The organism is Staphylococcus sp. HMSC034C12 (assembly GCF_001835895.1).
Lineage (GTDB): Bacteria > Bacillota > Bacilli > Staphylococcales > Staphylococcaceae > Staphylococcus > Staphylococcus hominis.
In genome coordinates this window covers 1-1,736 of the sequence record NZ_KV826343.1, presented here as the reverse complement: position 1 = coordinate 1,736, position 1,736 = coordinate 1, and the positions used below count along the sequence as shown (strand labels likewise).

At 48.7% G+C, this 1,736-nt stretch carries 1 rRNA gene; it reads right to left on the bottom strand.

From position 1 onward, the window contains the following. Positions 1-80: 80 nt before the first annotated feature. A 16S ribosomal RNA gene (locus HMPREF2629_RS08850) occupies positions 81-1,631 on the bottom strand. Between the last annotated feature and the right edge of the window lie 105 nt (positions 1,632-1,736).

The window sequence follows — 1,736 nt, the reverse complement described above, 5'->3', positions numbered from 1 at the left end:
AAAATAAACATTCAAAACTGAATACAATATGTCACGTTATTCCGTATCATCTCTACGAGATGTTCCGAATATATCCTTAGAAAGGAGGTGATCCAGCCGCACCTTCCGATACGGCTACCTTGTTACGACTTCACCCCAATCATTTGTCCCACCTTCGACGGCTAGCTCCAAATGGTTACTCCACCGGCTTCGGGTGTTACAAACTCTCGTGGTGTGACGGGCGGTGTGTACAAGACCCGGGAACGTATTCACCGTAGCATGCTGATCTACGATTACTAGCGATTCCAGCTTCATGTAGTCGAGTTGCAGACTACAATCCGAACTGAGAACAACTTTATGGGATTTGCTTGACCTCGCGGTTTCGCTGCCCTTTGTATTGTCCATTGTAGCACGTGTGTAGCCCAAATCATAAGGGGCATGATGATTTGACGTCATCCCCACCTTCCTCCGGTTTGTCACCGGCAGTCAACTTAGAGTGCCCAACTTAATGATGGCAACTAAGCTTAAGGGTTGCGCTCGTTGCGGGACTTAACCCAACATCTCACGACACGAGCTGACGACAACCATGCACCACCTGTCACTTTGTCCCCCGAAGGGGAAACTTCTATCTCTAGAAGGGTCAAAGGATGTCAAGATTTGGTAAGGTTCTTCGCGTTGCTTCGAATTAAACCACATGCTCCACCGCTTGTGCGGGTCCCCGTCAATTCCTTTGAGTTTCAACCTTGCGGTCGTACTCCCCAGGCGGAGTGCTTAATGCGTTAGCTGCAGCACTAAGGGGCGGAAACCCCCTAACACTTAGCACTCATCGTTTACGGCGTGGACTACCAGGGTATCTAATCCTGTTTGATCCCCACGCTTTCGCACATCAGCGTCAGTTACAGACCAGAAAGTCGCCTTCGCCACTGGTGTTCCTCCATATCTCTGCGCATTTCACCGCTACACATGGAATTCCACTTTCCTCTTCTGCACTCAAGTTTTCCAGTTTCCAATGACCCTCCACGGTTGAGCCGTGGGCTTTCACATCAGACTTAAAAAACCGCCTACGCGCGCTTTACGCCCAATAATTCCGGATAACGCTTGCCACCTACGTATTACCGCGGCTGCTGGCACGTAGTTAGCCGTGGCTTTCTGATTAGGTACCGTCAAGACGTGCACAGTTACTTACACGTTTGTTCTTCCCTAATAACAGAGTTTTACGATCCGAAGACCTTCATCACTCACGCGGCGTTGCTCCGTCAGGCTTTCGCCCATTGCGGAAGATTCCCTACTGCTGCCTCCCGTAGGAGTCTGGACCGTGTCTCAGTTCCAGTGTGGCCGATCACCCTCTCAGGTCGGCTACGTATCGTTGCCTTGGTAAGCCGTTACCTTACCAACTAGCTAATACGGCGCAGGTCCATCTATAAGTGATAGCAAAGCCATCTTTCACTATCGAACCATGCGGTTCGAAATATTATCCGGTATTAGCTCCGGTTTCCCGAAGTTATCCCAGTCTTATAGGTAGGTTACCTACGTGTTACTCACCCGTCCGCCGCTAACGTCAAAGGAGCAAGCTCCTCGTCTGTTCGCTCGACTTGCATGTATTAGGCACGCCGCCAGCGTTCATCCTGAGCCAGGATCAAACTCTCCATAAAAATTTATGATGTTTGATTAGCTCATAATACTAAATAGTGTTTGTAACATTTAAGTTACTTTATTGGAATTAACGTTGACATATTGTCATTCAGTTTTCAATGTTC